This is a genomic window from Acinetobacter sp. 1000160 (assembly GCF_000588715.1).
Lineage (GTDB): Bacteria > Pseudomonadota > Gammaproteobacteria > Pseudomonadales > Moraxellaceae > Acinetobacter > Acinetobacter courvalinii.
Window position 1 is genome coordinate 93,186 of sequence record NZ_JFWP02000005.1, and the last position, 26,773, is coordinate 119,958.

Annotated in this window: 22 protein-coding genes; 12 read left to right on the forward strand and 10 right to left on the reverse strand. The window is 44.3% G+C overall.

Annotated elements, in window-relative coordinates; genetic code table 11:
* Positions 1-45: 45 nt before the first annotated feature.
* The gene (gene recD / locus J699_RS06830; RefSeq protein ID WP_416202141.1) at positions 46-1,749 is read left to right on the forward strand and encodes an exodeoxyribonuclease V subunit alpha; all 1,704 of its coding nucleotides are present in this window, start codon (positions 46-48) and stop codon (positions 1,747-1,749) included.
* 699 nt (positions 1,750-2,448) lie between these two features.
* Here recD and J699_RS06825 read toward each other — a convergent pair.
* A complete protein-coding gene (locus J699_RS06825) occupies positions 2,449-3,747 on the reverse strand; it encodes a serine hydrolase domain-containing protein (protein WP_005226495.1) in 1,299 nt (432 codons plus the stop codon).
* A 244-nt stretch (positions 3,748-3,991) separates the two neighbouring features.
* Between J699_RS06825 and rpsO the strand changes: the two genes are divergently transcribed.
* The 4 genes from rpsO (at position 3,992) to J699_RS06805 (ending at position 9,561) form a co-directional block, all read left to right on the forward strand.
* Entirely contained in the window at positions 3,992-4,261 is a 270-nt protein-coding gene (gene rpsO / locus J699_RS06820) for a 30S ribosomal protein S15 (RefSeq protein WP_004774141.1), read from the forward strand.
* 256 nt (positions 4,262-4,517) lie between these two features.
* Positions 4,518-6,605, forward strand: a complete 2,088-nt coding sequence (pnp, locus tag J699_RS06815; protein WP_171062215.1) for a polyribonucleotide nucleotidyltransferase — start codon at positions 4,518-4,520, stop codon at positions 6,603-6,605.
* Positions 6,606-6,885: 280 nt separating this feature from the next.
* Positions 6,886-8,205, forward strand: coding sequence for a dicarboxylate/amino acid:cation symporter (locus tag J699_RS06810; RefSeq protein ID WP_005226497.1), 1,320 nt, complete (start codon positions 6,886-6,888; stop codon positions 8,203-8,205).
* 132 nt (positions 8,206-8,337) lie between these two features.
* Positions 8,338-9,561, forward strand: a complete 1,224-nt coding sequence (locus J699_RS06805; protein WP_032882857.1) for a magnesium transporter CorA family protein — start codon at positions 8,338-8,340, stop codon at positions 9,559-9,561.
* A gap of 25 nt (positions 9,562-9,586) precedes the next feature.
* Here the strand turns inward: J699_RS06805 and J699_RS06800 are convergent, their stop codons facing one another.
* The 6 genes from J699_RS06800 to J699_RS06775 form a co-directional block, all read right to left on the reverse strand.
* On the reverse strand, positions 9,587-9,913 hold the full coding sequence (locus J699_RS06800) for a chaperone modulator CbpM (RefSeq protein WP_005226501.1): 327 nt from the start codon (positions 9,911-9,913) through the stop codon (positions 9,587-9,589).
* Positions 9,914-9,924: 11 nt separating this feature from the next.
* On the reverse strand, positions 9,925-10,869 hold the full coding sequence (locus J699_RS06795) for a DnaJ C-terminal domain-containing protein (RefSeq protein WP_032870615.1): 945 nt from the start codon (positions 10,867-10,869) through the stop codon (positions 9,925-9,927).
* 140 nt (positions 10,870-11,009) lie between these two features.
* Positions 11,010-11,621: a LysE family translocator gene (locus J699_RS06790; RefSeq protein ID WP_032870617.1), complete on the reverse strand. Its 612-nt coding sequence runs from the start codon at positions 11,619-11,621 to the stop codon at positions 11,010-11,012.
* Positions 11,622-11,739: 118 nt separating this feature from the next.
* Positions 11,740-12,615 (reverse strand): Hsp33 family molecular chaperone HslO, encoded by an 876-nt coding sequence (gene hslO, locus J699_RS06785; protein WP_005280808.1) that lies wholly within the window; start codon positions 12,613-12,615, stop codon positions 11,740-11,742.
* Between the two features lie 117 nt (positions 12,616-12,732).
* Positions 12,733-14,550 (reverse strand): cation:proton antiporter, encoded by a 1,818-nt coding sequence (locus J699_RS06780; RefSeq protein ID WP_032870620.1) that lies wholly within the window; start codon positions 14,548-14,550, stop codon positions 12,733-12,735.
* 102 nt (positions 14,551-14,652) lie between these two features.
* Positions 14,653-16,878: a primosomal protein N' gene (locus tag J699_RS06775; protein ID WP_228131950.1), complete on the reverse strand. Its 2,226-nt coding sequence runs from the start codon at positions 16,876-16,878 to the stop codon at positions 14,653-14,655.
* Between the two features lie 213 nt (positions 16,879-17,091).
* On the opposite strand from J699_RS06775, the gene gspF reads away from it, so the two are divergent.
* The 4 genes from gspF to J699_RS06755 all read left to right on the forward strand — a co-directional run bounded on the left by gspF (position 17,092) and on the right by J699_RS06755 (position 20,368).
* Positions 17,092-18,297, forward strand: a complete 1,206-nt coding sequence (gene gspF / locus J699_RS06770; RefSeq protein ID WP_032870626.1) for a type II secretion system inner membrane protein GspF — start codon at positions 17,092-17,094, stop codon at positions 18,295-18,297.
* Positions 18,297-18,875 carry a type II secretion system major pseudopilin GspG gene (gspG, locus tag J699_RS06765; protein WP_079281826.1) on the forward strand — a complete coding sequence of 193 codons (579 nt, stop codon included), beginning with the start codon at positions 18,297-18,299 and terminating at the stop codon, positions 18,873-18,875. The genes gspF and gspG overlap by 1 nt, the downstream gene beginning before the upstream one ends.
* A gap of 260 nt (positions 18,876-19,135) precedes the next feature.
* A complete protein-coding gene (locus tag J699_RS06760; protein WP_032870628.1) occupies positions 19,136-19,480 on the forward strand; it encodes a hypothetical protein in 345 nt (114 codons plus the stop codon).
* Positions 19,481-20,029: 549 nt separating this feature from the next.
* The gene (locus J699_RS06755; protein ID WP_032870630.1) at positions 20,030-20,368 is read left to right on the forward strand and encodes a tRNA-binding protein; all 339 of its coding nucleotides are present in this window, start codon (positions 20,030-20,032) and stop codon (positions 20,366-20,368) included.
* Here J699_RS06755 and lnt read toward each other — a convergent pair whose 3' ends face one another.
* Positions 20,369-21,928, reverse strand: coding sequence for an apolipoprotein N-acyltransferase (gene lnt, locus J699_RS06750; RefSeq protein ID WP_032870633.1), 1,560 nt, complete (start codon positions 21,926-21,928; stop codon positions 20,369-20,371). It abuts the gene before it with no gap.
* Positions 21,925-22,764, reverse strand: coding sequence for an HlyC/CorC family transporter (locus J699_RS06745; protein ID WP_004774169.1), 840 nt, complete (start codon positions 22,762-22,764; stop codon positions 21,925-21,927). Before J699_RS06745 ends, lnt begins: the two co-directional genes overlap by 4 nt.
* A 175-nt stretch (positions 22,765-22,939) precedes the next feature.
* Between J699_RS06745 and tusA the strand changes: the two genes are divergently transcribed.
* Entirely contained in the window at positions 22,940-23,197 is a 258-nt protein-coding gene (tusA, locus tag J699_RS06740; protein ID WP_005226520.1) for a sulfurtransferase TusA, read from the forward strand.
* Positions 23,198-23,271: 74 nt separating this feature from the next.
* On the opposite strand, the gene J699_RS06735 is transcribed toward tusA, so the two are convergent.
* Positions 23,272-24,984, reverse strand: a complete 1,713-nt coding sequence (locus J699_RS06735) for an electron transfer flavoprotein-ubiquinone oxidoreductase (protein ID WP_032870636.1) — start codon at positions 24,982-24,984, stop codon at positions 23,272-23,274.
* Positions 24,985-25,171: 187 nt separating this feature from the next.
* Here J699_RS06735 and J699_RS06730 point away from each other — a divergent pair, with 187 nt between their 5' ends.
* A complete protein-coding gene (locus tag J699_RS06730) occupies positions 25,172-25,795 on the forward strand; it encodes a DUF1285 domain-containing protein (RefSeq protein ID WP_032870639.1) in 624 nt (207 codons plus the stop codon).
* Positions 25,796-25,839: 44 nt separating this feature from the next.
* Complete coding sequence (gene murI, locus J699_RS06725) at positions 25,840-26,727, forward strand: glutamate racemase (RefSeq protein WP_032870642.1); 888 nt, start codon at positions 25,840-25,842, stop codon at positions 26,725-26,727.
* Positions 26,728-26,773 lie beyond the last annotated feature (46 nt).

The window sequence follows — 26,773 nt, forward strand, 5'->3', positions numbered from 1 at the left end:
GAAAAGCATGTGGATGATCAGTCTGAGCAAATCACCTGGTTAAATATGTGGAGTCAGTACCTGACACAGGCAACCTTTTCTCAATCTGCCCAATCAGTTGGGGCTGCGCAAATATTACAGCAACTGGTTGAAGCCAGCTTGCAAGGCGACAGTTGTATTGAAGTCAATCCATTACAGCTTGAAGTGCTTGGTGACCTTGCCGTTTCGAGTGAGGCTGCTACCAGTCAGGTGGCGCCGTGCGTCTATGATCAGCAGGGCTTGGCATTATACCGATATTGGCAACTAGAGCAACGCCTCGCGGAACAGATTTGTCGATTAAAGCGACAAACGATTCAAACCCTTCAGGCGGCGGATTATCACGACCTGCTCAGTGATGAGCATCAGCAGAATGCCTTGAAAATGGTGTTGCAACAAGGTTTGAGTATTATTACCGGCGGTCCTGGGACAGGCAAAACCTATACTCTGGCACGTATTATTGCCGCCCTGAACCAGATGATTCCTGATATTCGTATTGCCATGGCGGCGCCTACGGGGAAGGCTGCCCAACGCATGCAGGAAGCCTTACAGAACTCGTTTAATGATCCGAAACTATTGGCATCGGGGCTGATTAGCGATGAATTACGTCATCAAAATACCCAGACCTTGCATCGATTACTGGGCATGGGCAATCGGCAGATTCCACGTTTTAACCAGAAACAGCCTTTACCCTATGATGTGATTGTGGTCGATGAAGCCTCCATGCTGGATTTAAATCTGGCGACTGCTTTGTTTGAAGCCGTGCCTGATCATTGCCGTCTCATTTTATTGGGAGATGCCAATCAGCTGGCTTCGGTGGATGTGGGTTCGGTCTTGGCAGATTTACAGCAAGTCGCTGCATTGGCCGAGAATCGGGTGCAACTGCAAACCAGTCGCCGTTTCTCCGGGGAGGCCAAGATTGGACAACTGGCAAGATTTATTCAGGCCCAGCAACATCAGGCTGATATGGATGCAGTATTGGAAAATCTGGAACGCCAGATTGTGGCCGCAACCGCCTTGCAACCCGTTGCTTTGTCTAAAGACATGTCTGACCTGATTCAACTTGAATATCTGCCGCAACAGCATGAGACGGATATTAGCAGCGCCCAGCAGAAACTGATGTATGGCTTTCAAGGCTATATAGATGCGCTAAAGCTGTATATAAAGGCAGACGAACCCGAGCAATATATTCAACAGGTAATACAGCGCTTTGATGATTATCGGATTTTAACCGCGATCCGGCACGGGCAATTGGGGCTTGAACAGTTAAATCGTCATGCCGAACAATGGCTAAACCAGCAACTCAGACAGATTGCTGTAGGGGACTGGTATATCGGGCGTCCAGTAATGATGACCTATAATGATTACCAGCTTGGTATTTCCAATGGCGATATCGGGATTTGCTTTAAACACAGATCCCAGCCACAACAATTTGAAGTCTTTTTTCCTAGCCTGAATAAATGGATCGCGGCGCATCGCTTACCGCGTAACATGCAGACTGCTTTTGCCTTGACCATTCATAAATCGCAAGGTTCCGAATTTACCCATACCGCGATTGTACTGGATGCCGGTGCGGAGAAATTGCTGAGTCAGGAATTGATCTATACCGCAGTAACCCGGGCCAAAAAAGTGGTCAGTATTCTGGCTGATCCAAAGGCTCTGTTACAGGCGCTTACCACCCGTACAGTACGCCGTAGTGGTTTAGTGCAAAAGATCAATTTGCTCATATTGTGAACTTTTACTTCAAAATATAAGCGTTTGTAAGTAAAAGCTTACAAGGATTCGAGATATTGTCGCTAGAGCAAATGAGTGCTTTTTGAGATTATGTACCCACAAAGAGCCTGGCATGGAATGCGAGGTAAATCGCAAAAATATAATAATAACGTCGTGATGACAGCGAACTTACAGTGAAGTAAGTGATAAGAGAGGAAACTTACAGCCGCTAAGCCTTGTAGTTTTGGGAGAGACTACAGGGCTTTTTTATTTTCGCTATTCAGTCATGACATATTTATCAACCTTCAGATCTGGCCGTCCTATGATTCAAAACGTGAACATTCATGTTTTTGTCACTTTATGCAGGTTTAATTTAGTCTGATAAAAACAAGAAATGAGAATTCTGTTGTAGAACAATTTTTTGTTATTATTAAGTTAAATGTTATACAGACTTGTACGTTTTTTCTTACACAGAGATAAGAAAAATGCTATTTTTCTCCATAATTGATTCTGACAGAATAGTCAGTATAGAAACAACACACATGCGATAACAGAGAATAAGTAAGAACATGATGTGGATAAAACATTCAGAGGGTATGAATGTGAAAGGAGAAGAAGAGTTAATAATAAAAACAAAGCAAAATGATAATAATAAAATCTCAGCGCAAAAGCCCAAGTTGAAACTTGGGCTTTTTTGTTTGGATAAATTTACTTTACAGGTTAGACCAGATCCGCCTCAGTACGATCTGTCGCAAATAGCGAACGGCGCTGGTTTTTCGGAATTTTCGGGCAATTGCTAGAGATCTGGTATAGCGTTTTTGCCAGTGCAGGCAGATGTGTCCCTACGACTGATTTACCGGTGGTGAGCAGCGATACGCTAATGTCACGTTCAGGGTCCGCCCAACATAAAATATTGGAGAAACCGATATGACCGAAGGCCTGTCCTGTCATTGGCCCAAATAAGCCGATTGGATTACTACCCAGCATTGGCCCCAGAGCATAGCGCATCGGTGCTAGCAGGGTTCGATCCAGACTGACTCCCGAAGTCGGCAAGGTGGAACGGAATACGGTTTTGGCACTCATGATCTGTTTACCTTGGTACTCACCACCACTCAGCAGCATTTCAAAGAAACGGCCCGCCTGTTCAGCACTGGTATAGATGTTGCCCGCAGGACAAATGGTGTCCATAAAGCGACGATCATTGGTGACATCCACCGCCAGTTGCAGACCACCGCCTAATACGTGATTAAGATAGTAGTCGGTGCCCAGACTCGGATGAATCCCGGTGGCATAGTTGAGGGCAACATCGTCACGATATTCAGGTTTTAGGCCGTAGTTGAAATAGTCCAGCCCCATCGGTTTTTCGATATGCTCGGCGAGGAACTCACGAACACTTTGCCCTGTGACCCGCTGAACAATTTCACCCAGAATATAACCGGCAGTGACAGCATGATAGGCAAGGTGGGTACCCGAAGGGGAAACCGGTTTTGCAGCATACAGCAGCTTTAAGATGTCTTGCTGGTTAAATAGCAGTTCTGGCGTAACTTCCTGATCAATACGTGGAATGCCGCCACGATGGGAAAGTAAATGGAAAATGGTGGCGCGGCGTTTGCCATTGACGCCATATTCAGGAATGTAATAGCTAATCGGGTCAAGCAAATTCAGCTCGCCACGCTCATCCAGCATATGAATTAACATTGCCGTCACCATTTTCGAGGCAGAAAACAGACAGACAGGCGTATCGGGTGTGGCAATCTTGGCATCTGCTGCCAAGCCCTCAGCGGAGTTGCCTTGCGCATAACCAATGCTACGATTAAGTAGAATCTGTCCCTGACGGCGTAAACATAAGGTGATGAGTGGATAATTCCCCGTTTTATATAAAGATTCAACACTGTTCCAGATTTTTTGAAGCTGTCTTTCGGTCATGCCACCCAAGTCCGCTGACACTTCATCTTTGCTGCGAATTACCTGATTAAGGTCATCTGGCACGTAGCAGGTATTGGTCGATAAAATTTTCACGCATCCCTCGCAATTTTTCATTTTCTTTTTTGTCTGCCATCAATCTATCAATCTAAACAGAGCAAGGCTAGTGTGCCTATTTTGTACAATGCTGTCAGCTGCCGAAATGCCGGCGAACATAAAACAATTTTGCAATATAGCGATAGATCACTTAAAATAGCGCCTTGCTGTAGTGATGCACGGCAGTCAGTTGGTTCCAACTGATCAATATCATTTTATTTTTTAAGCATCTCGGAGAAATCGAATGGCTTTAACTAACGCAGATCGCGCAGAGATCATCGCTAAATTTGCTCGTGCTGAAAACGACACTGGTTCACCTGAAGTACAAGTTGCTTTATTGTCTGCGCAAATCAACGATTTGCAAGGTCACTTTAAAGAACACAAACACGACCATCACAGCCGTCGTGGTTTGATCCGTATGGTAAACCAACGTCGTAAATTACTTGACTACTTAAACGGTAAAGATCACGGTCGTTATGTTGCTTTGATCGGCGCATTAGGTTTACGTCGTTAATTCGATTTTACTTTGTTTTCGCTATTTCGCATGTTGCAATGCCTTATCGCTGAAAAGAGAGTTTCACCTAATTTCCGTTAGGTGAGTTTAGAAGGGGCGCTTGTTCGCTCCTTCTTTGTGTTTAAATTTATTTAAAAATTTTGATCTAGTGCGATGGCTTCTAAGCTTTGTCATTTATCCACACGCTAGTGGTGGTCTGAATGCCAAACCTTAGGGGTCTCACTAGAATAAAACTAGGAAAATATAATACATGTCAATGTTTAATATCATTCGTAAAGAATTCCAATTCGGTCAACATCAAGTTGTTTTAGAAACGGGTCGTGTTGCACGTCAAGCCAATACAGTGTTAGTGACCATGGGTGGCGTAACTGTTCTGGTTGCAGTGGTTGCCCAACCTAAAGCAAAAGCGGGTCAAGACTTTTTCCCGCTAACTGTTAACTACCAAGAAAAACAATATGCTGCTGGTCGTATCCCGGGTGGTTACGGTAAGCGTGAAGGCCGTGCCTCAGAAGCTGAAACGTTGATTTCACGTCTGATCGACCGTCCAATCCGTCCGTTGTTCCCGGAAGGTTACTTCAACGAAATTCAAGTTACAGCAACTGTTGTTTCTTCTGACAAAACCATGGATGCCGATATCGCTGCAATGCTCGGTACTTCTGCTGCATTGTCAATTGCCGGTACCCCATTCCGTGGTCCAATCGGCGGTGCGCGTGTTGGTTTAATCAACGGTGAATACGTTCTTAACCCGAACTTTGAACAACTTGCACAATCTGACCTTGACCTTGTGGTTGCGGGTACTGAATCTGCAGTATTGATGGTTGAGTCTGAAGCGAAAGAGCTTTCAGAAGACCAGATGCTCGGTGCTGTTCTGTTCGGTCATGACGAAATGCAAATCGCAATTCAAGCGATTAAAGAATTTGCTGCTGCTGCGGGCGCAGTTGAATCAACTTGGGTTGCTCCAAGCAAAAACGAAGTGCTTCTTGAGCAATTAAAAGCAGCTTTCGAAGCGAAGATTTCTGAAGCATATACCATTGCAGTCAAACAAGACCGTTATGCGGCACTTGATGCACTTTATGCAGAAGCAGTTGCTCAGTTCGTTCCTGAAAATGACGAAACGGGTATTGCTGACGAAGTTAATGAATTATTTGAAGACCTTAAATACCGTACCGTACGTGATAACATCTTGTCAGGTAAGCCACGTATTGATGGTCGTGATACCAAAACTGTTCGTGGTATCGACGTACAAGTAGGCGTATTAGACCGTGCACACGGTTCTGCATTATTTACACGTGGTGAAACTCAGGCGTTGGTTACAACCACTTTGGGTAACACGCGTGATGCTTTGATGGTGGATACCCTTGCGGGTACCAAAACTGACAACTTCATGTTGCACTATAACTTCCCAGCATATTCTGTCGGTGAAACCGGTCGTGAGTCTGGTCCTAAGCGCCGTGAAATCGGTCATGGCCGTTTAGCGCGTCGTGGTGTTCAAGCCGTTCTTCCAGCAGCTGACCGCTTCCCGTACGTGATTCGTATCGTTTCTGACATCACTGAATCTAACGGTTCATCTTCAATGGCTTCTGTATGTGGTGCTTCATTATCACTTATGGACGCAGGTGTTCCGCTTAAAGCACCAGTTGCAGGTATTGCAATGGGCTTGGTGAAAGAAGGTGAGCGTTTTGCAGTTCTTTCTGACATCTTGGGTGATGAAGATCACTTAGGTGATATGGACTTTAAAGTTGCCGGTTCTGCAAACGGTATTACTGCACTTCAAATGGATATCAAGATCGAAGGTATCACTGAAGAGATCATGGAAGTTGCATTAAACCAGGCATTTGCGGGCCGTATGCACATCCTCAATGAAATGAATAAAGTCATTTCACGTGCGCGTGCTGAAATCAGTGCCAATGCGCCAACATTTGAAGTGATTAACATCAATCCAGACAAGATCCGTGATGTGATTGGTAAAGGTGGTGCTACGATTCGTGCCATCACAGAAGAAACCAAAGCTGCGATTGATATCGAAGACAATGGTACCGTGCGCGTATTTGGTGAAACTAAAGCTGCTGCGCGTGCTGCGATTGCAAAAATCCAGGCACTTACTGCAGAAGTTGAACCAGGCAAGATCTACGACGGTAAAGTCATCCGTATCGTTGAATTTGGTGCGTTCGTTAATATCATGCCAGGTACTGATGGTTTGCTTCACATTTCGCAAATCTCGAATGAGCGTATTGCCAACGTGACTGACGTATTGAAAGAAGGTCAGGAATTGAAAGTACAGGTTGCTGATGTCGACAACCGTGGTCGTATCAAGTTGACAATGAAAGATATCGAGCAAGCATAAGCTAGCGTAGTCTTTTGACTCAAAAAGCGCATTGTGTAAACAATGCGCTTTTTTATTAACTGGATGATTCTTATGAACATAATTTTTAAACATTTTAGGCATAAGCTGTAGAAATTATGAACATAAGTGGCTTTTATATTAGACATTAGTCTAATATTTTAAATGTGAGCCCTACAACTAACGTAGAATCCCCCAAATTTCCGTGCCTGCCGTATTTATGTGGTTTTAGATAGACAGTCGGAAGTCTATTTGTTCATCTCAATATGAAGGAATATTGCACATGCTTGTCGATCATGTAGCCGCAGGTCAAGATGACCAACAACCTCCCAAAAAACCAAAGTTCTATCAAATTCTCTATGTACAAGTGATCTTCGCAATTGTTGCGGGGATACTACTCGGTCATTTCTTTCCGGAGTTTGGTGAAAGCTTGAAGCCGCTGGGCGAAGCCTTCATTAAAATGGTGAAAATGATTATTGCCCCGGTGATTTTCCTGACCGTTGTCACAGGGATCGCGGGCATGAAAAACATTGGAAGTGTTGGACGGGTGACCGGGAAGGCAATGATTTACTTCCTGACCTTTTCAACCTTAGCTTTGATTGTTGGTCTGATTGTCGGAAATGTGATTGAACCCGGTCATGGTTTAAATATTGATCCAAGTACCTTACACAGCACCAAAGTTGACGAATATGCAGCCAAAGCACATGAGTCTTCAATCACCGGCTTCTTAATGAATATTATTCCGGATACCTTGGTCAGCCCATTCGTATCAGGACAGATTCTTCAAGTGCTATTTGTTGCCGTATTATTTGGTTTGGCTTTGGCAAAATCAGGTGATTTAGGTCGTCCAGTCACAGACTTTCTTCAACAACTGACCAATCCTGTGTTTACCTTGGTGGGAATGTTGATGAAGTTCGCGCCAATTGGTGCATTTGGTGCCATGGCCTTTACCATTGGTGCGTACGGCATTAGTTCGATTGGTAATCTGATGTTGCTGATCGCGACCTTCTATATTACCGCATTACTGTTTGTGATCGTCATTCTGGGCGCTGTTGCACGCTATAACGGTTTCTCGATTATTGATCTGATCCGTTATATTAAAGATGAACTCTGGTTGGTACTCGGGACCAGTTCTTCTGAAGCCGCATTACCTTCATTGATGGCGAAAATGGAAAAGGCAGGCTGTGAGAAATCGGTGGTCGGTCTGGTGATTCCAACAGGCTATTCCTTCAATCTGGATGGCACCAATATTTACATGACCTTGGCAGCCTTGTTTATCGCGCAGGCCTGTAATATCGAATTGACGCTGACTCAGCAGATCACCATTCTATTGGTGGCGATGTTGAGCTCTAAAGGTGCAGCAGGGATCACTGGTGCAGGCTTTATTACCTTGGCAGCGACACTTTCAGTAGTACCTGCAATTCCAGTCGCAGGGATGGCACTGATTCTAGGGATTGACCGTTTCATGTCTGAATGTCGTGCATTAACCAACCTGGTCGGAAATGCATGTGCAACGATCGTGGTTGCGAAATGGGATAAAGCATTAGATAAGGAACAACTTGATCTGGCGTTAAAGCACGGGATCGTTAAAGAAGATGCATAATCTTTGATCTGTTCAAAAAGCCTCCTCGTGAGGCTTTTTTTATGGCATGGCAACGCGGTGGTTTGAATAGCGATAGCTTTTTATGACGCTTCATGGCAGCATTTCAATAGCTATCCAAATTCATCTTGTCCTATGCAGCTTTATTATTTTTATCGTCATAATAGCGAAAATACAATTTTTATTAGTACAGAACAACAAGCAGAACATGCGCTGGAATTTTTGTGGGTCGATAGTTTAAGGCAGGATCTGGTCAATCATACCGAGACCTGGCAAAGCGATATTGGTCAGTATACCGGATTGGTCTTGAACGAATTTCATATGCGCGACTTGCTCAATATCGAGCATCCTTGTGCTTTTGATACGGTAGAAGAATATGACCTGCTGGTGTTCCGTAAACTCATTAGCCCAGATGACCAGATTCTTGAAAGCGAGAATGTGCTGGAATCCCATGAGAGCGTATTTGGACTTGCCACCACACCGATGAGTTTTATCCTGACTCCTACGATTTTGGTCAGTGTTAGGGAGCAGGGCAATCAGGCAGTGGAGAGCTATATTCAGCGTATTCAAACCATTATGGGACGTCCGATCGCCGAGCAGAATAAACCGCGTAAATTACCTGCCACACCCGCAGATCTTTGCTTGCGTTTACTGAATAGCATGATTGATGGTTATCTGAATCTACGGACTCCGCTCACCCGTCGGGTGGAATATTGGCAACAGCAATTGTTACAGGGCAATCGTCGTTTTAAGCAATGGCATCAGTTATTTCATGAAGACATGGCATTCCAGCAAATCGAAAATTTATGTGAGGAACAGATTGAAACCTTGCAGGAGTTTAGAGATGAGCTGGTGGATAATTATCATCATGTCGTGGGTGAGCATAAACATAAGGCACAAGATATCTTGCTGGTACGTTTGAATGATCTGATGAGCCATGTCGAGCGGGTACAGAAACATAGCTTACGCTTGCGTAATGCGATTCAGTCAGCTATCGATTTGCATTTTTCTGCGATTGCCAACCAGACCAATGAAAACATGCGTATCTTGGCGATTATCACCGCCATTTTTGCGCCATTGACCTTGTTAACGGGTATATACGGGATGAACTTCGAGTTTATTCCCGGGCTGAAATCGCCGGTCGGGTTCTGGATCATGCTGGGGGTAATGCTGATGAGTACGGTATTGCTGCTGTATTATTTCTATCGTCAGCATCTAGTTGGACGCGGTGAACGGAGTGTGATTGATTTGCTGGCACAGCAACATAAGCAGCGTAATCTGAATTTGCTATGGTTTCTGGACTACGAACCGATTAAGCAAACACTGAAAGAAGTGGAGAAAATGACCAAGTTAAAATAGTTTGAACTTGGTCATACTAAATCCTTTAATGAAAATGTTTGAGCTGTTTACGTAGTTGCTGAACTTCATCGATTAAGTCCAGCATCACGGCTACAGCTGACAGACTTGCATCAAAGTCACGTTGCAGACGATAGGCACGTCTGGCACGGCTGACATCTTCACCAATAAACTGATAGCTTTGTGGGTCGACAGAGATCTGCAAAATATCATAATCGATCAGCTTGAGGACCCAGTCGGTACTTTGACCACATGCTTCGGCAAAGTGTTCAAGATCAAGTGCCAATTGTTCATCAATGATTTCAACTTGGCAGTGACCGTCATATTGAATTTCTTTGTATTGAATCGTTGTCATGATCTTACTCCTTATGAGGCACGAGGTTTGAATGCAGCAAAGGCATCGGCAAATTGTTGATAAGCCTGTTGCTCTTGCTCACTGTGCGCTGGCGGTAAAACAATATTGATAATCAGGTACAGATGTCCCGCAGTCTTGTTGGGAATGCCTTTCTCTTTTAAACGTAATTGCTGCCCGTTCTTGGCGTTTTTCGGCAAGTTGACCTTGAGTTGTCCCGCAGGGGTATTGACCTCAATACCTTGTCCCAAACCTGCTTCCCAAGGACTGACATCAATGGTTTGATAGACGTCAGCGCCTTCGACCCGAATCCGGTCAGTATCCTTATACTGAATTTCGATATAAAGATCGCCATTTGCACCGCCATTGATCCCACTCTGGCCTTGACCATTGAGACGGATTTGCTGACCTTCCTTCATGCCTTTTGGAATTTTAACTTCCAAGGTTTTACGTTGAACCTCAGGCTCACCATAGACGTTATAAGTCGGAATTTGTAGCGTGATTTGCTGGGTTGATCCGTGATAGGCAATCTCTAGATCGACCTGAATACTGGCATGTTGATCTTCACCACGATAGCTACGCTGTTGGCGTTGAGAACGTTGTTGCCCGCCGCCGAAGCCTGAGCCGAAACGACCAAACAGGTCTTCAAAGCCACTAAAATCTGCCCCATCTCCTGAACTCTGGCGATAGAACTGCGCACCATCGAAACCGCTTTGGTTAGCTTGACCAAAGTTGGAAAAACCTTGTGGATGATCCAGCATTTGATCATATTCAGCTTTTTTGCTGCTATCGCTCAAGGTGTCATAGGCGACATTGATCGCCTGCATTTTGGCTTCCGCATCCGCTTCTTTACTAATGTCAGGATGATATTTACGCGCCAGTTTTCGATAGGCTTTTTTGATTTCATCTGCTGAGGCATCTCTAGAAACACCTAGCTCTTCATAATAATTTTTTGCCATGATCTTTAAATATAATAATGTTGTGTTTCTTTCATTATGAAACGAATCCAAGAGATTTCAATGGATTCGATTGTATAAGACTTGTTCTGTTTGAATTAGAAAACAGCGTGTAAATAATTTTATTTGGCTTGGTTGAACGTTTAGATAAAGGTTTCGATGAGACCATAGAGCGCAATCAAGACCAGCAAGGCACCGCATAAACCGAGAATTTTTGGATAAATACTGCTTTGCGATAAGCGACGGAAGAATAGATACACCAAAGATAAGGTCAGGAAATCCAGAATAATCCAGGTTACCGTCAACAGACTGAGACTAAAATTGATATTGGGTGAAATTGAAATAAACTGTGGGAAAAATGCCGAGAAGAAAATAATATCTTTGGGATTGGAGATGCCGACCAGAAAGCCTTTGTTAAAACCGCCATTTTGTGCCGCTACGGTTTGAATCGCAGTAGGATGCGGCGCCTGAATGACTTCTTTAATAATGCTATAACCGAGATAGGCAATATAAAGGCAACCTAGTACCCGAATGGCTTTCAGGTAGTTTTCATCAATGCTGAGAAAGCCTTTGAGAATCAGCACTGAGATAAAAATCAGGATTAAAGAGGCAAAGTTGGTTCCAAAGATGGTCTGTAGCGCTTTTTTATAACCGCCTTTGAGTCCGGCACTGGCCACCAGAATCATGACAGGCCCCGGCGTGGCGATCAGCACCACCACACTCACAATAAACAGTACATATTCGAAGTAATTCATAGATTAATCATAAGGTCGATATTATAAGGAGATTTGAACATTGTTTTATCGGGTAGACCTTAATACAAAATAAAAAAAGACGGAAGCCCGTCTTTTTTTATTTTCAAGATTGAATGAATTAACTTAAATGTTCACCGAATAAAGCCAAGGCTTCTTCTGCCGTAAATTCATAGCGTGTATTACAGAACTGGCAATCCATCTGGATCGGATTTTGTGCTTCTAAAGTTTCATGCACTGCATCTACACCAATCTGAATCAGGGCATTGGCACAGCGCTCTTTTGAACAGGTACAACCAAACTTTAACTGCTCAACTTCAGGTAAACGCACTTCTTCTTCGTTATATAAACGATAAAGGATTTCATTGGCTGACAGGTCGGTCAGTTCTTCCGGTTTCAAGGTTTCGGTGAGCATGGTCAGACGAGGCCATAGGTCTTCGTCGACCAGTTTTTGCTCTTCTTCATCATTACGCGGAAGTAGCTGAATCAATAAGCCGCCTGAACGTTTGCTGTTGGTCGCCAAGACAATATGCGTCGGAATCTGCGCCGATAAATCGTAATATTGTGTCAAACAGCCGGCCAAGGTCGGTTGATCAAGCGGTACGATCCCTTGATAGCGTTCGCCGTGTTCAGGTTCAATATTAATGAACAGCACCGGATTGGTTAAGGCTGCCAGTACCGTACGGCTATCATGACCTTCGACAAATCTTGGATCTTCTTCATAATCAGCCAAGGCACGGACTTCACCCAAATGGTTACATTCAGCCATGGCCCATTTAAAGGTACCGCTTGCCTGAATCTGTAAGCTAATACGACCACGGATTTTCAGTGTGCTGGCAAGTAATGCAGTCGCACTTAACATTTCGCCCAACAGGCTTTGTACTGCAGGCATATATTCGCGTTGCGCCAAAATGGTTTGTAATGCTTCTTCCAGATGCACCACTTCACCGCGAACAGGGCAGTCCTCAATAAAAAAGCGTTGGCGTAAATCAGACATATTTTTCTCCAGTATCCCGCACAGGGAAAACAAAGCAATGCGCTGCTTTGAAAAGCACTGAGGGCTTTATAAAAAGGTGCATGTATGCAGTCAATAATGGTGTCAGTTTGCTAAAACTCAAGATGTTTCATTGAGTGAATTTGCATCACTTTGTGTGTTTTGATCACTGCGCGTGCGATCAGTCTGCAAAGTTTTTGTGTTTTCAAATAAATACTCAAGTTCTGCAATCGCACTCGGATAATGTTCAATAACCTCTTGCTGTTCCTGTACCCAGTGTTGCTGGATCAGCAGCAGTTCATCCTGTTGCTTAAAACGCTCTATCTGGGTTTGTGCATCAAGATTTGATAGGCCCGTTTCAAGCAACGCCTGCTGGGCCATCTCCAGTGAAGCGGCATAGGTTTCACGCCAGATATATTGAATGCCTAAAGCATTGAGTAAATGCGCATGATGACGGTCGCGTGCCCGCACAAACAGGGTCAGGTCCGGATGATTCAAGCGCAGATAACGTGCCAGATTCATACTGTCTTCAACATCATCAATGGCGAGGATCAGGAGTTTGCAATATTCGATTCCGGCAGCACGTAAGTTCTCAACCTGGGTCACATCAGCATCAAAAAACCGGTGTCCATATTGTTCAATAAAATCAGCATCCGGCTGGTTGCTGTCAATCACGCTGAAGTGTTTGCCCTGTGCATGTAAAGCACGAGCAACCACTTGCCCAAAGCGTCCAAAACCGACAATCAGAATCGGATGTTGCGGCACATCTTCAGGTGCAACAAGTACTTTTTTCTGCAACCGTGGCAAAATTTCTGTATCAAATAGCCAGTACAGCAGCGGCGTCAATAACATCGAGCCGAAGACGATCAGTAAGGTAGGCTGTAATAAGGCCTTGCCGAGTAAATTTTCACTTTCTGCCAGTTTGAGCAAGATAAAGCTCAGTTCACCACTTTGCGCCAAGGTGATGGCAAACAGGATACTGAGTCGGGCATGACGTTGCTGGTAATAATGGATAGCTGCAATCACACCAGACTTGATCAGGATCAGCCCAAAGATTGAACCCAGGATCAGTAAAGGAGTTTGAATTAAAGGTTCTAATGAAAGGCCTAAACCCATCGCCAGAAAAAATAACCCGATGGCCGCATCTTTAAAAGGTTCAAGAATACGTTCAACTTCAGCTTTAAATTCGGTTTCTGCCAGTAATAAGCCTGCCAAAAATGCACCAATCAAGACATGAATATTCAAAATATCCATAATCAGAATGACCGAGACAATGATCAGGGCACTCAGCACAGGGATGAGTTGAATACTGTTTTTTTGTGCTAAAAAGCGGAAGGCTGGACGCACCAGATAGCAACTGGCGAGAAACAGACCTGAAATCGTGGCAATGATTGCTGCAAAATAAGCAATCCCGTGTCTTGTCGATGCAGTATCTTCCAGCAAAGGAAACAGCGCAATCAGAATCACGGTAATAAAAATCTGAAATTGCAGTGTGGCTAAACAGGCTTGCCCCAACGGGTTATGCAGTTGCTGTTTGTTCTGTAACAGTTGCTGCACTAAAGTCACTGCGGAGAGTGCCAGTGCAAAGCCAAGAATGAGACTGCTCTGCAACTGGTGAAACAGCAGGAAAGCTGCACCGGCTAAAAGCGGGATGGTGACTGCAAGTTGTAGTCCCGTACTTTTAAGGATAGTTTTACGTTCCAGCCACAGTTGTACAGGTCGAAAGCTTAGACCTAGAAACAGCATGACCGCCATCATGCCTAGATTAAGTAGTGACTGGATCAGTTGAGGATCTGCAATCAGCCCAGAAACATGTGTACCGAGTACAAGCCCTGTGATGAGATAACCTAAAACTGTTGTGCCCATGTAGCGCTTGGCCAAGGGCACAAAAATTAAAGTCGCAGCCAGTAAAAAAATAATGGGGAGCAGTAAGGACATCGAATGCCTCAATTTTTCTATTCTGTTTAGACGAACCCAAATGAGTAAAGCTTAAAAAGACCCATCCGTGATGGGGCTTTGATAAGGTGCGCCTAAACTAGCTTAACTAAACTCTTGTGGATCAACATCAATGGAAAGCCTGAGTTGATGCTGTCGTGGTAAATGTACCACTTGTTGCCACCATTGACGCAAATAAAAGTGCAGTTTTGCCCGATCGGTAGATAAAATCACCATGTGCGCACGATAACGGCCTGCTTTACGCTCCATCGGTGCAGGGATTGGGCCCCAGATATCGACCAGATCGCCAGCCATTGTTCTAAGTTGCTGGGCAATCTCGGCCAGAAAGTGTTGGCTATAGTCGCGATCTTTCGATTCCACCCGAACCAGAACTGTATAACGATAAGGCGGCAGCATGGCAATTTTGCGATCAGCCAGCATTTGTTTGGCAACGGTACGATAATCATGCTCAATCAGCGTGGTTAGCATTGGATGATCAGGGCGTAAGCTTTGTAAATAGACACTGCCTTTATGCTCACCACGTCCAGCACGCCCGGCCACCTGCACAATCAATTGTGCAGTCCGTTCAGGCGCGCGCGGATCGACACTGAGCAGGCCCGCATCAATATCCAGAATCGCAACCAGCGTCACATGCGGGAAATGATGGCCTTTCGCCAGCATTTGCGTGCCCAGCAAGATACTTGGTTTGTTTTGCTGGATCCGGTCATAAATTTTCTGCCAGCTACCGACCCGGCTGGTACTGTCGCGGTCAACCCGTATCACTTCATTGTGCGGGAACAGTTCCTGTAAATGTTCCTCAAGCTTTGCCGTTCCTGCCCCTATGGTTTTTAAACTCTGTTTCTGGCATGCAGGACAATGATCTGGCAAACGGTTGATGGTTCCGCAATGATGACAATGCAAATAGTGGTAAGGCTGTGAATGCAGGGTAAAGTGCGCATCACAATGAGGACAGTTGGCTTGCCAGCCGCAGCTTTCACACATCAGGATCGGCGCATAACCGCGTCGGTTTAAAAAGATCAGGACTTGTTCTTTGCGCTCTAAGGTCTGCTTGATTTGCTGAATCAAGGTCTGGCTGAGACCATGCTGCTTTTTTGCAATCTTTAAATCCACCACATGCATTTTCGGTAAAACCGCCACACCTGCACGTTGATTCAGTTCAAGCAGTTCCAGCTTTCCAGATTCAACCAGATGATAACTATCGATACTTGGCGTCGCAGAGCCAAGTATCACCGGACAGTTCTGCAAATGTCCGCGATATAAGGCAACGTCACGGGTATGATAACGGAAGCCTTCTTGCTGTTTATACGAGAGGTCATGTTCTTCATCCAGAATGATCAGCCCCAGATTGGGCAATGGAGTATAAATTGCAGAGCGTGTCCCAATTATGATCGAGGCTTTGCCAGTTTGTGCATGTTGCCATGCCTGTAACCGTTTTGAGTCATTCAGCCCTGAATGCAGTAAAGCAATATCACAATGAAAGCGTGACTTAAAACGTGAAACGGTTTGCGGGGTGAGGCCAATTTCCGGTACCAGCACCAGTACTTGTTTGCCTTGTTTTAATACCTCATGCATCACTTGCAGATAAACTTCAGTTTTGCCGCTGCCCGTCAAACCATCGAGTAAAAAAGCCTGATAATGATGTTGTGCCTTGAGAATCTGTTGAATGGCTTTTTTCTGGCCTTCATTCGGTGTTAACGGAACTTGCGCCAGTTGCACCGGTGTCGGGGTAAAATCATGCGGCTCCAGACAGCACTCAACCAGGCCTTTCTTTTCCAGCGCTTTCAGGGTTGAGGTTTCCACCCCGCTCAGGTTTAAGACATTTTCAGTGGTGCCATGCGGATGCAGTTTTAACACCTGATAGGCGTCATATTGTTTTTGCGAACGTTTTAATAATGAGGCTGGGTCATCATGGGGTGTGATTTTCCATAGATGAAACAGGATATCTAAGGCACGACCTTGTCTGAGTAAGGTCGGTAAGGCACTTTGCATGACCTCGCCAATCGGAAATTGATAATATTGGGCGGACCATGTCAACAAAGTTAAAACTTGTTGGTCTAAAATCGCTTCCTGATCGAGTAATTCCGTAATGGCTTTAAGTTTGAACTGACCGGTAAAGACTTCGTCCGGATTGACTTTTTCAGTGATGATCCCGACCAGATTTTGCCGCCCAAATGAAATCGCAACACGCGCGCCAACCTGTGCCTGAGCGTATTGCGCTGCGCTCACCGTATAATCAAAGGTATCATACAGATACACTGGTATGGCAACGCGAATACGGTAAACAACAGTGCTAGAATTTTGGGTCGGCATATCGGCTTCATTCATATAAAGTGTATGTTGATATTTTCAGCCTTTTAAGTTGTATGATCGCTTAAAACAACTTAAATAAGGCATGACGGCATCTCATAGAATTATGCTAAAGTGCTATGCGTTATGTCGATGAATTTCATGTGGAACCACGTTCCTCAGGCCATACACGGATGCACTTAACAACGACTATTTTGGGACAATTAGAACAGAACCATGCCTGCTTATCAATTTACTGCTCTTGATGCCTCTGGAAAGCAACAAAAAGGTGTGCTGGAAGGGGATTCCGCACGCCAGATTCGCCAACAGTTACGCGATAAAGCCTGGACGCCGATCGCGGTCGATGCAGTCGAGCAAAAAGACAAACAGCAACAGCGTTCGTGGTTTAAAAAAAGCTTTAGTGCCTATGATCTGGCATTGATGACACGTCAACTCTCGGTATTGGTCGCGGCTGGGATTCCGCTGGAAGAAGCCCTGCGTGCCGTCAGTAAACAAAGTGAAAAAGCGCATGTCCGCAATCTACTGATTGCGGTCCGTTCCAAAGTTCTGGAAGGGCATTCACTGGCAAAAGCGATGCAGCAGTCAGGACGCTTTCCCGAACTATATATTGCAACAGTGGCGGCAGGCGAACGTTCAGGCCACCTGGATCTGATTCTGGATCAGTTATCGGATTACACTGAAAACCGTTTTGCCATGCAGAAGAAAGTTCAGGGTGCGATGATTTATCCGATCGTACTGATGTTGATGTCTTTCGGCATTGTGATGGGCTTGATGACCTATGTGGTGCCTGAAATCGTCAAGACCTTTGAACAAAGTAAAGAAGCTTTGCCTTGGATTACGGTTGCCTTGATGAAGGCCAGTGCCTTTATCCGGCATACCTGGATCGGTATGCTCATTCTTGCTGTCGTATTCATTATTTTATTTACCCGATTCTTAAGAACCAATGCAGGACATTATGCATTTGACCGATTAACGCTCAGATTGCCACTATTTGGTAAACTTTCGCGTGGTATAAATGCGGCACGTTTTGCCAGTACCTTATCCATTTTAACCCGCTCAGGCGTGCCTTTGGTGGAAGCATTACGCATTGGCGCCGAAGTTAGTAATAACTGGGTCATTCGTGATGCCATTGAAGTGGCGATGGAACGTGTAACAGAAGGAGGGAATTTGGCAACACAACTGGAACGTTGCGGTTATTTCCCGCCGATGATGGTACAAATGATCCGAAGTGGAGAAGCTTCTGGTGAACTGGATCGTATGTTGGATCGTGCATCGACCATGCAGGACCGTGAGGTGACCACCTTTATTTCTACGTTACTAGCCTTGCTTGAACCCTTGATGCTGATTTTTATGGCAGCAATTGTATTGGTGATTGTGATTGCGGTAATGTTGCCAATTATTAATATGAACAATATGATCTGATGAGTGACATGAAAGAGATGAATATGAATAATTCAATGAATAAGCACAATGTTGAACAAAGCTTGAATCCTTGCACTCAAAGCACAGTTTCTCGTCTTGCGGAATCGTGTGACTCAGAGCATAGCTCTTCGTCTTGCGCTCGGACAAAGTTCCACTTTGTTAACCCTCGCTCAGGATTTACCCTCATTGAAGTGATGGTTGTTATTGTAATTTTAGGTGTTCTCGCTGCACTGATCGTTCCGAACGTGATGGGGCGTGGTGAAAAGGCTAAAGTGGATACCACCAGCATTACCTTAAAAGGTGTTGCGGGTGCACTGGATCAATATAAGTTAGATAATGGCCGTTACCCATCCATGCAAGATGGCGGTTTAGATGCGTTGGTGAACCAGCCAGCCACAGCGAAAAACTGGTTACCCGGTGGTTATGTAAAAGGTGGTTATCCAAAAGATAGCTGGGAAAATGATTTACAGTATGTGATTCCAGGTCGTGAAGGTCGTCCATTTGATTTATATTCGTTTGGTGCGGATGGTAAAGAAGGTGGCGAAGGCAACGATGCCGATATTTATTATCAGCCTTAATCGTTAGATAAAAAGATCACTTCACTTTTGAGTTATTAAATCGAGAGTGAAGTGATAATGTTTCTTAATTAATAATTAATTTATAAGTTGTTGAAAAATAAAAATAGAATAAAATATTGAATATGTGAGAGTTATAATAAGAATTATTCCCATATTTAATAGTTACAAGAAAAAGAAATTATGCAGCAAAATAGGCTGTTTCTTTAGATCAAAGCTTTGCATAATAAATCAGACCTTTGAACACAAGTGTGAGAAATCAGATGAAAGCATTTTTTATGTTGGATGAACTGAATCAGTTTCATTGGGCAATGCTTAAATCTGTATTGCTCATTTTAGCGTTATTGCCAATGAGTGAAGGTGCGTTGACCTTATGGCAAGCCACTGAGGGCAGTAGCCAGATTATGATTGGTTTCTTTGCATTAAGCATGTTCAGTGCGTGGTTGGTGCTGTGCTTTTTAAGTGCTTTAAAAACCACGCTCTGGCATCGGGCTGACCTGATTTCTAAATATGAGCAATTTTTATTTAAGGCTTATCGTTATATTCCGATGCTATTTTTATCCAGTCTGGTGGCCTATTTAAGCCTGCAATTCTCGATCAGCTTTTAAATCATTTGAAACTGAAGCGTTAAAAACGTAGATTTTAAATCTACGTTTTTTATTGTCTGAATTTAGCCAGCCTAAACAAACAGAAAGCTAATTTTGCGTAGGATGGGCAAGACCAGCAGCAGAACAGGAAAAGCAATCAGCAAGAAAATTCCCTAGACAGAAAACCAGATATCAGCAAAAATTATTCTAATCCCATGCGATGTATCGTACTCATGCGCGACACCCTCAAGGTTATGCTGACCGATAGAAACAAAGCTAAAACAACTACGGCATAATAATTTGGAATCTGTTAAAAACCAAAAGAAGACTTTTTGAAATTTGGTATTTTTTACTTTCTAAAGCGACCAACGCCAATGCCTGATTAAATAGTTCTAAGCATTGTTGAAGAGATCTTGGCACATTAATTGACCTAAACCTATACGGCTTTATAAAGAGTAAAATTCATTAAATAGGCAGGGTTAAAATGGTGGGTAAAAAATAAGCATCTTTATTTAAAAATAGAGATCCTCTATATTCCATATAACTTGGAAAACCGCAGAGAATAACTAGATGCAACAAATTGAATGGAATGATTTTACTAAAGTAGAATTACGGGTCGGCCGGATTATACAGGCTGAGGTATTTAAACAGGCACGAAACCCCGCCTATATCTTACAGGTCGATTTTGGTGAAGAATTAGGCGTCCGGAAATCCAGTGCACAAATTACCAAACTTTATCAGCCTGAAGACTTGATTGGAAAACTGGTGGTGGCTGTGGTGAACTTTCCGAAGAAACAGATTGGTCCGATTCAATCAGAATGTCTGGTCACAGGTTTTCATAATGCGGCAGGAGAGGTGGCACTTTGCGTCCCAGAGTTTGAGGTTCCTCTGGGCACAAAGTTGTTGTGATTATCGACGCGATTTGAACGAAATATCGACTTTACGTGGACGGTAAATCCAGCCAATGATCAATAACAGTACTGAGAAAATCAGGATTGGATAATCACTTAAGCGGTTATACAAGGTTTGTCCCTGCATGGCAGGCAGTTCACCTCGAAGCACAGCTTCCTCATCCATTGGTGCCTGTTTTACAATATGACCATTCTGGTCGATAAATGCTGTCACACCGGTATTGGTGGCACGAATAAACCAGCGGCCATTTTCTTTGGCACGCATTTGTACCATTTGTAAATGTTGCCAAGGCCCAGCAGTGCCTGTAAACCAGGCATCATTCGATACCGTGATGAGAAAGTCACTATCCGATGCATTACGGCGGGTCAGGTTGGGATAAGCCACCTCATAGCAAATGGCGGCTGCCAGTGCATGGCCTTTAACGGCTAAGGGCTTCTGATTGGCTTCACCACGAGTAAAACCGCTCATGCTGACATCGTTCTGCATTGCAGGCAGAACCCATTTCAGCATGCCAGATAGTGGAATATATTCGCCAAACGGTACCAGACGCTGCTTTTTATACAGACCATGCGAATCGCTGCCTGAGGCCATAATACTGTTGTAATACAACGGCTCACCGACCTGCTGTGACTTGGCCATATCCCAATAGGGGATGCCCGTTACCCAGGCGCTGTCTGTTTTCTTGGCTTGAGCAGCCATCGCATCCAGAAATTCCGGAATATCGGTCTGGAACATTGGAATGGAGGATTCTGGCCAGACAATCAGGTCACGGCCCCATTCAGCGCGGGTCAGGTTGGCATAAATTTCTAACGTCTTGATCTGATATTCAGTCAACCATTTCAGGTCTTGAGGAATATTGCCCTGAATTAAAGACACACTCAGGGGCTTAGCGGCTTTGGGTTGCACGAACTGAATCAATCCAGCACCCCATGCACCTAAAACTAGAACTGCGGAAGGCACCGCCCAAAACCAGCGACGATTTAAGATCTCCACCAGGGCACAGGCCAGTACAATCACCACGAAAGAAACTGCATACACACCAAACAGTGGTGCATAACCATCTAATAGACGTTCAGTAAAGGCATAACCAGCGAATAACCACGGGAAGCCAGTGAACACCCAGGTCTTGGCCCACTCAAACAGCACCCATAGTGGTGCAAATGTAAGCGGTGTTTCGGGGAAAAAGCGACGATACAGCCAGGTTTGAAAGGCTGTAAACAAGCCCATTGCTGCCGCCATAAAGGCAATCATCAACACGCTTAAAAAGGCATTGGTATCGCCATAGATATGGATGGAGGTATAGAGCCAGAATGCGCCGACAAACCATAAACCAAAGCCATAGGCCCAACCGAGCGCAAAGGCCTGACGGGGAGTCCGCTGGCGCAATACGGCATACAGTAATGCAGGCGATAAAATTGCCAGCCACCAGAAATAGTAAGGGGCGAGCGCCAAACTAAAGATTGCACCCGAAATGAGTGCAATCAACAGTGGAAAAATAAAAGGGAGCTGTTTTTGTGGTTGAGACGAATTTAACAGCTTCTCAAAATAGGTTCTCATTGACGGACAGCTCGAATCAGATGAATAGTGCGTGCATCTGCTTCAATAATGGTAAATTGCCAATCGCCAAGTTCAATGGTTTGACCTTGTAAATCGCTGACTAAACCAATTTCTTGCAGCAGTAAACCGCCCATAGTTTCAACTTCATCGTCAGAAAAATCTGCATTTAAAATAGTGTTGAAATGTTCGATTGGTGTAAGTGCCTGCACAATCCACGTATTTGCTGTGGTTGGGTCATTATCTGGAACGATATATAACGCTTCTTCATCGGCAATATCATGTTCATCTTCGATTTCGCCGACAATCTCCTCAAGAATATCTTCAAGGGTGACGAGACCAGAGGTTGAGCCATATTCATCAATTACGATGGCAATATGGGTTTGCGTATTTTTCAACATACGCAGCACCTGATCTGAACGTGCACTTTCAGGCACAAACACAGGCTGGCGCATCAATGAACGAATATCAACTTTGACATTACGCTCAGTTAAAAAAGGTAACAGGTCTTTCGCTAACAGGATGCCCACCACATTATCGCTTTGATCCGCTGAGAATACCGGGAAGCGCGAATGTGCAGAGTCGATCAGTACATGCAGGATATCAAGTAATTGATCATCTTCCTGCAAGCTGATGATCGCTGTACGCGGTGTCATGACTTCTCGAATCTTTGTTGCTGGCAGGTCAAGAACACCCTCAAGCATGGCAACAGTATCTGGCTCTAAAAAGCGACGTGAGTCTTGAACTAACTTGAGTAATTCATCGCGGGTTTCAGGTGCGGTACCTAACCATTTTCTTAAGCCACGCATACCCCACGACGGACTGGATTCCTCGACCATGATCTTTCCTAAAGACTCTCTATATCAATTAGATGATTTTCATCATACCGAAGATAAAGCGGATATGCATCAACAATACTATGTAAAAAACGTACAGTTTTCCAAAACAGGCCGGATGATTTTTATATGAGCAGTTTATGCTAAAATGTGAAAATTCGAATATTTGAGTTTTATGATGTCTGAACAACCAAAACTTCCCGCTGTTCAAATCAATACGCGAGGTTTACGTTGCCCTGAACCTGTGATGATGTTGCATCAAGCCATTCGCAAAGCCAAGTCAGGTGATGTGGTTGAAGTGCTTGCCACAGACCCGTCAACCTCATGGGATATTCCAAAATTCTGTATGCATCTTGGACATGAGTTATTGCTCAAAGAAGAAAACCTGGATGAAAACAGCAATACTGAATACCGCTATCTGGTGCAGAAAGGCTAAGTTTAATTTTTGACTTTTAAATTGCATAGCACATAAAAAAATCCGAGTCTAAACTCGGATTTTTTGTTTTTGAATTACATGTTCGGATAGTTCGGACCACCGCCGCCTTCCGGCGTTACCCAAGTAATGTTCTGTGATGGGTCTTTAATATCACAGGTCTTACAGTGAACACAGTTGGCTGCATTGATCTGGAAGCGTTTAGAACCGTCATCATTTTCCATGATTTCGTAAACACCCGCAGGGCAGTAGCGTTGCGCTGGCTCATCCCATTTTGGTAGGTTAACGTTCACTGGAATTGAAGGATCAGTCAATTTCAAATGAGCTGGCTGATTTTCTTCATGTACCGTATTGGAGACGAATACTGAAGATAAACGGTCAAAGGTAAGCTTGCCATCCGGTTTTGGATAGTTTGGCTTAAATGTTGATGCATCTACCGTTTTCAGTGCAGCAAAGTCTTGTTTAAGATCATGCAAGGTGAATGGCACTTTAAGGATGTTTTGATCGATAAAGTTAAACGCGCCACCAATCCACTGACCAAACTTGTGCATGGCAGGGCCAAAGTTGCGTGAGTTATATAACTCTTCTTTTAACCAAGAATTGTTATATTTATCGGTATAAGAGGTGAGCTCTTTGTCGAAATAATCCTCACCTTCAAGCACACGTGCAATCGCCAGATCGCCACCTTTGGCAACACCCGCAGCAATTGCTTCGAATACTGCTTCACCACACAACATACCTGACTTCATTGCAGTGTGTGAACCTTTGATTTTTGAGAAGTTCAAGAAACCGGCATCATCACCAATCAAGCAACCGCCTGGGAAAGTGAGTTTAGGTAATGCATTAAAGCCACCTTTCACAACAGCACGTGCGCCGTAAGAAATACGTTTACCGCCTTCAAGGAATTGCTTGATGGTTGGGTGGGTTTTCCAGCGTTGCATTTCCATGAATGGATACATGTGCGGATTTTCATAGGATAAATCCACGATCATGCCCAGAGTGACCTGGTTGTTTTCAGCGTGATATAACCACCAGCCACCCGATGAACCGGTTTCAGACAATGGCCAGCCCGCACCGTGCATAACCAAGCCTGGCTTATGTTTAGCCGGATCGATTTCCCAAAGTTCTTTAATCCCGATACCGTAGTGTTGCGGATCAGCATCTTTATCAAGGTTATATTTTGCAATCAGGCGTTTACCGAGATGTCCACGGCAGCCTTCAGCGAATAAGGTGTATTTGGCATGAAGTTCATAGCCAGGCGTGAAATTATGTGTTGGCTCACCATTTTTGCCAATGCCCATATCACCTGTTTGAATGCCTTTTACGGTACCGTCTTCATGGTACAGAATCTCGGATGCAGCAAAGCCCGGGAAAATTGAAACTTCCAGCTCTTCTGCTTTCTGGCCTAACCAGCGCACGACATTACCGAGGGAAATCACATAGTTTCCTTCGTTGTGCATTGATTTTGGAACCATCCAATACGGCATTTTTTGTGCTTTGGTATCGGACAATAAGAAGTAGGTTTCATCACCCGTTACAGGAACATTGAGTGGCGCACCTTCTTCTTTCCAGTTTGGAAATAGTTCATTGATGGCACGTGGTTCAAGTACAGCACCTGAAAGGATATGCGCACCAACTTCGGAGCCTTTTTCAACAACACATACAGAAAGGTCAGGTAGGTTGTTTTCAATCGCTAATTGACGAATTTTAATCGCAGCAGATAAACCAGCAGGTCCTGCGCCTACGATCACTACGTCAAACTCCATCGCTTCACGTTCGATGTGTTCCATGTAGGACTCCTCATATTTTTAAGGGTGGCAACCGTAATATTGCGATTCGGCGCTGCCATGAGTGTTCTTAATTGCCAAACACAAATGATACTATTGTGCTTGCAAACGTTTGGGATAGTATAGTTTTAAACCTTGATCTCGCCAATTGGCTGAGCGGTCATATTTTCTCGTCAGCAAGGCATAAACTATGATAAATGAAAATGATTCTCCACAAAACTCTCTAGAAAATCAGGGAAAAGTCATGTTTTCTGATGATAAAAACTTAATGAACATTGCACAATACTTAAATGATGTACAGCAAAGTCACAAAAGGTCAATTCCGCCTTTAGAGCAGTGGCATCCAAAGCATTGTGGCAAAATAGATTTATGCATAAAAGCCAATGGAGAATGGTGGCACGAAGGTCAATTGATCAAACGTCAGGCTCTGCTGGATCTGTTCAGTAGGGTATTGTGGAAAGAAGACGGCAAATTCTACCTCAAAACCCCGGTGGAACAGATTGAAATCGAAGTTGAAGACGAACCATTACTGATCAATCAGGTGGATCAGGTCGAAATTGAAGGCAAGACTTACCTGCAATTGATAACACCTAATCAGGACGTGGTGATCGTGGATGAGCAGCATCCGATTTTTATGCGTGAATATGCAGGGGAGTTACGGCCGTATGTGCATGTGCGTTTTGGCATGAATGCCTTGATCCAGCGGCAGAGTTTTTATCATCTCGTCAACTATGGGACTTTGTCTGAAAATGCACAGGGCGAAACGGTTTTAACGCTAAAAAGTGGTGATTTGGTCTTGCATTTGAGCACCTGAGGTTTAAGCTTAAACGAGTAAATAAACCAGTGTCCATGTGCAATATGACAGCCGTTCAATCCATGCCTCTTTTACTTGATCCCATGCCACATGCATCTGCTGATGCACCCATTGGGGTTTTTGACTCAGGCATTGGCGGACTATCGGTTGCTCAGGAGATTGCAAGACATTTGCCCAATGAACGCATTCTGTACTATGCCGATACGGCGCATGTGCCCTATGGCGCACGTTCAGATCAGGAAATCCGTCAACTGACAGCTCAGGCAATCGAATGGCTTTATCGTCAGGGCTGTAAAATTGCCGTGGTGGCATGCAATACTGCCTCTGCTTTTAGTCTGGATTATTTACGTGATCACTATGGAGAGCGCTTTCCGATCGTGGGACTGGTGCCTGCATTGAAGCCCGCCGTCATTCAAACACAATCCAAAGTGGTGGCTGTGCTGGCGACACCTGCAACCTTCCGTGGACAGCTAATTAAAGATGTGATGGCAAACTTTGCCCAGCCTGCGGGCGTCAAAGTGTTGACCGTGACCAGTCTGGAACTGGTGCCATTTGTTGAGGCTGGACAGCAGATGAGTCCAGCTTGTCTCGACGTACTAAAACAGATTTTGCAACCTGTAGTGGAACAGGGGGCTGACTTTCTGGTCTTGGGCTGTACTCATTATCCTTTCCTGAAAGATGCGATTCGTCAGGTTTTTGCTGAAAAATTAAAATTAATTGATTCTGGACAAGCAGTTGCGCGACAAACTGCCTATCTTTTAATTAAAAATGGGTTATTATGTGACAAATTGCGTCATAACATTACCCGTATTCAATGTTATGTCAGTGGTAACAATGCGCGAGAACTGCAACCGGTTCTTCAGCACCTTATACCAGAACAATTAACATGGAAGATTCAAAATCTGGCCGAGATTGAGATAGGAAATCACTAAATCGAGCCATATTGATATATTTATTGGGGTTAGTTGTTAATAAAAA

What these genes read in the sequence shown, in the direction of transcription:
- recD (WP_416202141.1), top strand. Translation starts at nt 46, where the DNA reads ATGTGGAGTCAGTACCTGACACAGGCAACCTTTTCTCAATCTGCCCAA.
- rpsO (WP_004774141.1), top strand. Translation starts at nt 3,992, where the DNA reads ATGGCTTTAACTAACGCAGATCGCGCAGAGATCATCGCTAAATTTGCT.
- pnp (WP_171062215.1), top strand. Translation starts at nt 4,518, where the DNA reads ATGTTTAATATCATTCGTAAAGAATTCCAATTCGGTCAACATCAAGTT.
- J699_RS06810 (WP_005226497.1), top strand. Translation starts at nt 6,886, where the DNA reads ATGCTTGTCGATCATGTAGCCGCAGGTCAAGATGACCAACAACCTCCC.
- J699_RS06805 (WP_032882857.1), top strand. Translation starts at nt 8,338, where the DNA reads ATGCAGCTTTATTATTTTTATCGTCATAATAGCGAAAATACAATTTTT.
- J699_RS06800 (WP_005226501.1), bottom strand. Translation starts at nt 9,913, where the DNA reads ATGACAACGATTCAATACAAAGAAATTCAATATGACGGTCACTGCCAA.
- J699_RS06795 (WP_032870615.1), bottom strand. Translation starts at nt 10,869, where the DNA reads ATGGCAAAAAATTATTATGAAGAGCTAGGTGTTTCTAGAGATGCCTCA.
- J699_RS06790 (WP_032870617.1), bottom strand. Translation starts at nt 11,621, where the DNA reads ATGAATTACTTCGAATATGTACTGTTTATTGTGAGTGTGGTGGTGCTG.
- hslO (WP_005280808.1), bottom strand. Translation starts at nt 12,615, where the DNA reads ATGTCTGATTTACGCCAACGCTTTTTTATTGAGGACTGCCCTGTTCGC.
- J699_RS06780 (WP_032870620.1), bottom strand. Translation starts at nt 14,550, where the DNA reads ATGTCCTTACTGCTCCCCATTATTTTTTTACTGGCTGCGACTTTAATT.
- J699_RS06775 (WP_228131950.1), bottom strand. Translation starts at nt 16,878, where the DNA reads ATGCCGACCCAAAATTCTAGCACTGTTGTTTACCGTATTCGCGTTGCC.
- gspF (WP_032870626.1), top strand. Translation starts at nt 17,092, where the DNA reads ATGCCTGCTTATCAATTTACTGCTCTTGATGCCTCTGGAAAGCAACAA.
- gspG (WP_079281826.1), top strand. Translation starts at nt 18,297, where the DNA reads ATGAGTGACATGAAAGAGATGAATATGAATAATTCAATGAATAAGCAC.
- J699_RS06760 (WP_032870628.1), top strand. Translation starts at nt 19,136, where the DNA reads ATGAAAGCATTTTTTATGTTGGATGAACTGAATCAGTTTCATTGGGCA.
- J699_RS06755 (WP_032870630.1), top strand. Translation starts at nt 20,030, where the DNA reads ATGCAACAAATTGAATGGAATGATTTTACTAAAGTAGAATTACGGGTC.
- lnt (WP_032870633.1), bottom strand. Translation starts at nt 21,928, where the DNA reads ATGAGAACCTATTTTGAGAAGCTGTTAAATTCGTCTCAACCACAAAAA.
- J699_RS06745 (WP_004774169.1), bottom strand. Translation starts at nt 22,764, where the DNA reads ATGGTCGAGGAATCCAGTCCGTCGTGGGGTATGCGTGGCTTAAGAAAA.
- tusA (WP_005226520.1), top strand. Translation starts at nt 22,940, where the DNA reads ATGTCTGAACAACCAAAACTTCCCGCTGTTCAAATCAATACGCGAGGT.
- J699_RS06735 (WP_032870636.1), bottom strand. Translation starts at nt 24,984, where the DNA reads ATGGAACACATCGAACGTGAAGCGATGGAGTTTGACGTAGTGATCGTA.
- J699_RS06730 (WP_032870639.1), top strand. Translation starts at nt 25,172, where the DNA reads ATGATAAATGAAAATGATTCTCCACAAAACTCTCTAGAAAATCAGGGA.
- murI (WP_032870642.1), top strand. Translation starts at nt 25,840, where the DNA reads ATGACAGCCGTTCAATCCATGCCTCTTTTACTTGATCCCATGCCACAT.